At 56.7% G+C, this 6,763-nt stretch carries 9 protein-coding genes; 1 reads left to right on the top strand and 8 read right to left on the bottom strand.

Annotated elements, in window-relative coordinates; translation table 11 throughout:
- Positions 1-986, top strand: a 986-nt coding sequence (locus tag P8O11_RS02445) for a peroxidase family protein (protein ID WP_367186819.1), incomplete at its 5' end; no start/stop codon positions are given.
- A gap of 58 nt (positions 987-1,044) precedes the next feature.
- Here P8O11_RS02445 and P8O11_RS02440 read toward each other — a convergent pair.
- The 8 genes from P8O11_RS02440 to lepA form a co-directional block, all read right to left on the bottom strand.
- Positions 1,045-1,455 (bottom strand): hypothetical protein, encoded by a 411-nt coding sequence (locus P8O11_RS02440; RefSeq protein ID WP_300291267.1) that lies wholly within the window; start codon positions 1,453-1,455, stop codon positions 1,045-1,047.
- Between the two features lie 25 nt (positions 1,456-1,480).
- Positions 1,481-2,179 carry a fumarylacetoacetate hydrolase family protein gene (locus P8O11_RS02435; protein WP_300291265.1) on the bottom strand — a complete coding sequence of 233 codons (699 nt, stop codon included), beginning with the start codon at positions 2,177-2,179 and terminating at the stop codon, positions 1,481-1,483.
- A gap of 80 nt (positions 2,180-2,259) precedes the next feature.
- Positions 2,260-2,769 (bottom strand): alkylphosphonate utilization protein, encoded by a 510-nt coding sequence (locus P8O11_RS02430; protein WP_300291263.1) that lies wholly within the window; start codon positions 2,767-2,769, stop codon positions 2,260-2,262.
- A gap of 55 nt (positions 2,770-2,824) precedes the next feature.
- Positions 2,825-3,010 (bottom strand): CTP synthetase, encoded by a 186-nt coding sequence (locus tag P8O11_RS02425; protein WP_300291261.1) that lies wholly within the window; start codon positions 3,008-3,010, stop codon positions 2,825-2,827.
- Between the two features lie 82 nt (positions 3,011-3,092).
- On the bottom strand, positions 3,093-3,569 hold the full coding sequence (locus tag P8O11_RS02420) for a cytochrome b/b6 domain-containing protein (protein WP_300291259.1): 477 nt from the start codon (positions 3,567-3,569) through the stop codon (positions 3,093-3,095).
- 62 nt (positions 3,570-3,631) lie between these two features.
- A complete protein-coding gene (locus P8O11_RS02415) occupies positions 3,632-3,946 on the bottom strand; it encodes a TraR/DksA C4-type zinc finger protein (protein ID WP_300291257.1) in 315 nt (104 codons plus the stop codon).
- A gap of 288 nt (positions 3,947-4,234) precedes the next feature.
- Positions 4,235-4,711, bottom strand: coding sequence for a hypothetical protein (locus tag P8O11_RS02410; RefSeq protein ID WP_300291255.1), 477 nt, complete (start codon positions 4,709-4,711; stop codon positions 4,235-4,237).
- A gap of 136 nt (positions 4,712-4,847) precedes the next feature.
- Complete coding sequence (lepA, locus tag P8O11_RS02405) at positions 4,848-6,647, bottom strand: translation elongation factor 4 (protein ID WP_300291253.1); 1,800 nt, start codon at positions 6,645-6,647, stop codon at positions 4,848-4,850.
- Positions 6,648-6,763 lie beyond the last annotated feature (116 nt).

Below are 6,763 nucleotides of genomic sequence, written 5' to 3'. Positions count from 1 at the left end.
AATTTGCCGACGCTTGGGCGCGCGCATGGTTCAAGCTCACACACCGTGATATGGGACCAAAAGTGCGCTACCTCGGTTCCGAGGTTCCTGCCGAAGACCTGATCTGGCAAGATCCGCTTCACGCCGCCACAGGCACACCCGTGTCTGATGCGGATGTAACCGCGCTCAAAGCCAAGTTGCTTGCATGTGGCCTCTCGACAGCCGAGCTGGTCAAAACTGCTTGGGCTTCTGCCAGCACATTCCGCGCGTCGGACATGCGCGGCGGTGCCAACGGCGCACGCATCCGTCTTGCTCCGCAAAACGGTTGGGTTGCCAACGAGCCAGAAGCGCTCGCCAAAGCGCTCGCCGCCATTGAAGCGGTGCAAGCCGAGTTCAATGCAGCGGGCGGCGCGCAGGTTTCTCTTGCCGATCTGATCGTCCTTGGTGGCGTTGCTGCCATCGAGGCTGCATCAGGCGTCTCCGTGCCATTCACAGCCGGCCGCACCGATGCAACCGAAGAGCAAACAGACGCTGCCAGCTTTGATCCAATGGAGCCCGAAGCAGACGGCTTCCGCAATTTCCAGAAGCAGGAATACGCGATTGCCGCCGAAGCCATGCTTGTGGATCGCGCCCAGCTTCTGACGCTCACAGCGCCTGAGATGACGGTACTCGTCGGCGGCCTGCGCGCCCTTGGTGCCGTGCACGGTTCGGCCTGCCACGGTGTCTTCACAGAAACACCCGGCAAGCTGACAAACGACTTCTTCCGCAACATCACCGATATGGGCATCACATGGTCCCCTGCTGGTGACGGCGTCTATGAAGGCCGCGACACGTCTGGCAAAGTGAAGTGGACAGGCACACGCGTTGATCTCGTGTTCGGCTCAAACTCACAGCTGCGTGCAATCTCCGAGCTTTACGCTCAAGACGACAACGCAGAGAAGTTCGTGGCCGATTTCGTCTCCGCATGGACAAAAGTGATGAACGCAGACCGCTTCGATCTGGCCTAAGTCTCACTGCAAATCCAAAGGAAAAGGCGCAGCTTGCGGGCTGCGCCTTTTTCATTTGTCACAAGCGTACCACACCCGCACGGCCTTCATAAAGCGCATCCAAAATATCCGCCCGCCGCGCCATAATCTTATGGCCGTTGAGGTCGCCTTTCGCGCTCACCTCCCCTTCACCAAGCTGAGGCGGCTCCGCTAAAAACAGCGCCGCACCAATCTGATGGCTCGCCCCGCGCTCTGCAGCGTTCCAGTCGGTGAGCCGCTCGCGCAGCGCCGCCAAAGCCCGCGTACAGATCATCACGCCACCCGCCTCATCAAGGCTCATTCCATTCTGCACAAAAACCTCACGGTCCGGCACAATCATCAAGCCAATCTCACCGTGCCCCTCAGTGGAAATGACAAGATCAACCGCCAAAGGCGTCAGCCAGCCAAGCATAGCCTCGTGCAACGCCGTCGCATGAGGGCGAGACTTCACTATCCGGCAGATTGCGTGTCATGCCCTAATCAGCGGTGCCGAGCGTCAGGCTTACGCCCTCCAGCCCCTCAATCCCGCCTCTGATACTATCCCCCGCAACCACAGGTCCAACGCCCGCAGGCGTTCCTGTCAGGATGATGTCACCCGCACCGAGATGATAGTACCGCGACAGATGCGCAACGATCTCACCGCAGCTCCAGACCATTTCCTTAAGGCTGGCGTCCTGCCGTGTCACGCCATTCACCTCAAGGTAAATGCGCTGATCCTCCACAGCACCAAATGCCTCAGCTTTGGTCAGCGAACCAACCACAGCCGAGCCTTCCACATCCTTCCCAAGAGACCATGGTCTGCGGTTGTCCTTGCCGTCCTGCTGACGGTCCCGCCGCGTCATATCAAGTGCGCACCCATAGCCATAAATCGCCGCCTGCGCTTCGGTTGCACTGGCGCGAAAAACAGACGCACCAAGCACAAAGGCCAGCTCCATCTCATGATGATAATTCTCTGTCCCTGGCGGATAAGGTAGCACCGCACCACTCGTTACAGCATGCGCCACCTGCTTGGTGAAATACCACGGCGCCTCGCGGTCGACTTCATTACCCATCTCAGCCGCATGGGCGGCATAGTTGCGCCCCACACAGAAAATGCGTCGCAGCGGATAAAGTTTGGCATCACCCTTCACCTCAAGTGCAAAAACTTCGGCGGGTTCGAATAGATAATCGGCCACGTAGGGTCTCCCTCTTTTGCGGGGAGCCTCTCATAGTTTGTCCACGAGCAAAAGATAAAGAGCGCAGAAAACGAGAGGCGCTATTTCTTCTTCACATACTGCGTGAGGATAATAATCCGCTGGCCCTCCACGCGGCCTTCGATGTGCTCGGGGTTGTCCGCCACAAGACTGATCCCGCGCACAGCTGTGCCACGCTTGGCCATAAACCCTGCGCCTTTGACAGGAAGATCCTTGATCAAAACAACAGTATCGCCCTGCGCAAGCGGCGCGCCGTTGGCGTCCTTATGGTCTGAGGCGGCGGCGATATTATCCGCCCAAGCCTGCGTCTCGTCGTCCAGGTAAAGCTGCTCAGCCAGATCTTGCGCCCAGCCTTCGCCAGACAGCCGCTTCAGCATCCGTGCCGCGATCACCTGAACTGCAGGCTCCTCACTCCACATCGCCGAAGCAAGACCACGCCAGTGGTTGGCGTCAGGCTCGCCTGCGATCTGTTCGGCGCAAAGCGCACAAACTTCAGCTTGCGCACCAAACGGTCCACCGTCCACATCAATCGCAATCAAGTCAGTATCAGCAGAGCAAAGCGGGCAGGTCATTGGGCAATCCTTCTCTTGAGTTGCCCCGCCTTATAGGCTCGCTCAGGCAATGTCTTCACGTGTTCTCATAGACCGCTTTTGCGATATACCATGTCACAGGGATCGACACGAGAAACCCGAGCAACGCCGACAGCAACACAGGCTGCAACGTATCATAACCCATCGTCAGAGCCGCAACCATGGCGATGCCCGCAGGCGTCGTACCGATAAACAAATGAAAAATAAGCGCAATACGGAGCATAGCTGTCCCTTTCAGTGGCATAGCATCTGAAGTGAGTCTACGCCTCCAAAAGGTGCAGTTCTTTGATCTGGGTCAGATTGGGCTACCGCGTGCGCTTCATCCGCGCCATCAGATTATCCTTGAGTACAAACTGATGATAAAGCGCGCCCACCACATGCAGCGCAACAAAGCCAAGCATCCCAAAGCGTAGCAAACCATGGGCATAGGCCGCGCTCTCACTAGAGCCAAACCAAGCCACAGCGCCCGACACTGGCATAAGCAGCATCAGCGCATATAGCGCCCCATGCGTGAGATGCCCCAGCGCGCGGCCCAGCGGCCCCTCTTCTTCTGGCAAAGGCGGCACACCGTGCTTGCGCCGCAGGCCCAGACGCCAAAGCGCAAGGACGAGCACAAGCATACCGCCCACCACATGACCAACGACCATAATCGAGGGCGCAAATACCCCCTCCTTCATCCAGAGATCAAAGGCGTCACGGATCGGCTCATGGCCGATAAACTGCCAAGCAATCAGCACAAATACCACCCAATGCAAAACAATCTGAATCCGTTTGTAAGCCATATCCGCCTCTCCAAAAAATACCGTGCTTATGGCTTATACGCAGCCGAGCGCCCGTTCCGTCGCTACGTCGCACACTTTGCACAAAGCGGCGTGGCAGGAAGGAGCGCAAGCCGTGCGGCAGCAATCTCGCCACCACATTTGACACACTCGCCATAAGTGCCCGCCTCAACCCGCGCCAAAGCCGCATCGATCTGGTGCACCTCGGCCAGCTCCTGCGCGCCCAGCGCCTCAAGAACCTCGTCGCCCTGCCGCTCGGCCGAGCGGTCTTCCCAGTCCTTGGAGAGCGGCTCGTCCAGCTGGTCCTCAACCGCATGCAAATGCGCCGTCAACTCCGCCCGCCGCGCCAGAAGAGTCTGCTTTGCGAGTTCAATGTCCATGTCCGCCTCCCGTTGGGTTTCTAGAGAAACATGAGACGGATCGGGGGAGCGTGCTTTGATTTGGGTCAAGGGGGGGAGGAAGCGCATCGCCAGACCGTGGGCAGGCGACCCTACGCTTGTGAGACGCACTTTATCCCAGCCAAATCCGAAAGACCTCAATCCCTGCGCTGCCCTCACCAAATCGCCAGCCCAAGGGACGGTCTGGCGATGCGCGGCGGCCTACGGCCTTGATTCCGCGCTGACAGCCCTTCGCTGTATACGAACAACCATGTATAAGATGAACAAAAGTTAGCTCAGGGCCTCTGGGGTTTCAATCTTGATCGAAGGTATCAATTTCTCATAGGCTCTCCACGCCTCATCAGCTAGCGAGTTCGCTTCTTGTGAAAGCAAGCGACGCCGTTGATACTCATCGTCCTGAACTGCCCCAATGGGCTTGTAACCTATGTGAGCGCGGCCCGCTACATCCTCCGGCGTCGTATGCTGAGCCACGTGCCGATTGAACTTCGATAGAAAAACCATGAACTCCTCCAACTGGGTGTCCAAACGCTTGTTCTGGAATTCTAAATCTCCACGATCCCTACGATTCTCCAAGTGAAAGGCCTTGCGATAAATTTCATCGTCAAGAAACATCCAAAGATCAGTACCGTTCAGCAAAATTCGAAACTGGTTTTTATGAAGCTTCAACAGCTCTTTAGACACACGAACATCATTAGGCGTTGCGGAGAACTCAATGACTTCCTCGCTTTGTTTTACTTCTGTTAGCAACCAAACAACCAAGGCTGTGCAAACTGCGAGTAGTGGTTCAGGTTAAACTTTGCTCCACTCAGAAGGCCAGAGCAGCCAAATCAATGCACCAATGACTGATAGCCCCGTAAGAACTCTAGCGATGGTCTGACGGTGTCTACCCATCCATCTTCAACGCCGAAATAAACGCTTCCTGCGGGATATCTACTTTCCCGAACTGGCGCATTTTCTTCTTACCGGCCTTCTGCTTGTCCAGAAGCTTGCGCTTGCGTGAGGCGTCGCCGCCATAGCACTTCGCCGTTACGTCCTTACGCATCGCAGACAGCGTTTCGCGGGCAATCACCTTGCCGCCAATCGCCGCCTGAATCGGGATTTTGAACATGTGCCGCGGGATCAGATCCTTGAGCTTCTCAACCATCGCCCGCCCGCGCGTATCGGCGCGGTCGCGGTGCACCATAGTGCTCAAGGCGTCCACAGGCTCGTCATTCACAAGGATCGACATCTTCACGAGGTAATCCTCGCGATACCCCAGCATCTGATAGTCAAAGCTCGCGTAGCCCTTGGTCACGCTCTTCAGACGGTCGTAGAAATCAAACACAACCTCGTTGAGTGGCAAGTCATAGACCACCATGGCACGGCTGCCCGCATAGGTCAGGTCCATCTGGATACCGCGACGGTCTTGGCAAAGCTTCAAAACGTCCCCGAGGTATTCATCAGGTACAAGGATCGTCGCCTTGATGCGCGGCTCTTCCAAGTGGTCCACATACGTGAGGTCGGGCATATCCGCAGGGTTGTGCAACTCCTGCATCGTGCCGTCTTTCATATAAACGTGGTAAATAACGCTCGGCGCGGTGGTGATGAGTTCAATGTCATACTCGCGCTCGATACGGTCGCGGATCACCTCAAGGTGCAAAAGCCCGAGGAACCCACAGCGAAAGCCAAAGCCCAGCGCCGCAGATGTTTCCATCTCGTAGCTAAAGCTCGCATCATTGAGCGCCAGCTTTTCAATCGCGTCGCGCAGGTCTTCAAACTCGGCACTGTCCACAGGGAACAAGCCACAGAACACAACAGGCACAGAGGGCTTAAAGCCCGGCAGCGCCTTTTCCGTGGGGCGTTTGTCATGGGTGATCGTGTCGCCCACCTTGGTGTCACGCACCTGCTTGATGGAAGCAGTCAGAAAGCCGATCTCCCCTGGTCCTAGCTCGTCCACAGGCTGCATAGCGGGGCGGAAGACACCGATACGGTCCACATGGTGCTTGGAGCCGTTTTGCATCATCATGATGGTGTCACCCTTCTTGAGCATCCCATCCATGATCCGCACCAGAACAATCACGCCAAGATAACTGTCATACCAGCTGTCCACGAGCATCGCCTTGAGCGGCGCCGCGCGGTCGCCCTTGGGCGCAGGCAAAAGATTGACGACGGCCTCAAGCGTTTCCTTGATGCCAACACCGGTCTTTGCCGAAACACGGATTGCGCCTGAAGCGTCAATCCCGATCACATCTTCGATCTGCTCGGCCACACGGTCACATTCGCTCGCAGGCAAGTCGATCTTGTTGAGCACAGGCACAATCTCGTGGTCCGCATCAATCGCCTGATAGACGTTGGCCAGCGTCTGCGCTTCGACGCCCTGAGTGCTGTCCACAACAAGCAAAGAGCCCTCAACCGCGCGCATCGAGCGGGAGACCTCATAAGCAAAGTCGACATGCCCCGGCGTGTCGATCAGATTGAGCACATAATTCTCACCATTCTGCGCAGTATATTCGATCCGCACGGTGTTCGCCTTGATCGTAATCCCACGCTCGCGCTCGATGTCCATCGCATCCAGCATCTGCTCCTTCATATCCCTAGCAGCGACTGTATTCGTCTCCTGAATAAGCCGGTCAGCAAGCGTGGATTTCCCGTGGTCAATATGCGCCACGATCGAGAAATTGCGTATGTGTGTAAGGTCTGTCATGGATTGGGATATGATGTGGAATCCCTGCCTCGTCAAGCTACCTTGCAGTCGAGCAAGCCCCCAGACGATTGCAAATTCGAAATTGCGGTTCCAATATCACCCACCCCATCAAAAGA

The sequence above is a fragment of the Lentibacter sp. genome (genome assembly GCF_029254145.1).
In the GTDB taxonomy this organism is placed as follows: Bacteria; Pseudomonadota; Alphaproteobacteria; order Rhodobacterales; family Rhodobacteraceae; genus Lentibacter.
Note: the sequence above shows the minus strand (reverse complement) of the source record. Positions and strands in the feature narration are given on the sequence as shown.

What these genes read in the sequence shown, in the direction of transcription:
- P8O11_RS02420 (WP_300291259.1), bottom strand. Translation starts at nt 3,569, where the DNA reads ATGGCTTACAAACGGATTCAGATTGTTTTGCATTGGGTGGTATTTGTG.
- P8O11_RS02415 (WP_300291257.1), bottom strand. Translation starts at nt 3,946, where the DNA reads ATGGACATTGAACTCGCAAAGCAGACTCTTCTGGCGCGGCGGGCGGAG.
- P8O11_RS02425 (WP_300291261.1), bottom strand. Translation starts at nt 3,010, where the DNA reads ATGCTCCGTATTGCGCTTATTTTTCATTTGTTTATCGGTACGACGCCT.
- P8O11_RS02430 (WP_300291263.1), bottom strand. Translation starts at nt 2,769, where the DNA reads ATGACCTGCCCGCTTTGCTCTGCTGATACTGACTTGATTGCGATTGAT.
- lepA (WP_300291253.1), bottom strand. Translation starts at nt 6,647, where the DNA reads ATGACAGACCTTACACACATACGCAATTTCTCGATCGTGGCGCATATT.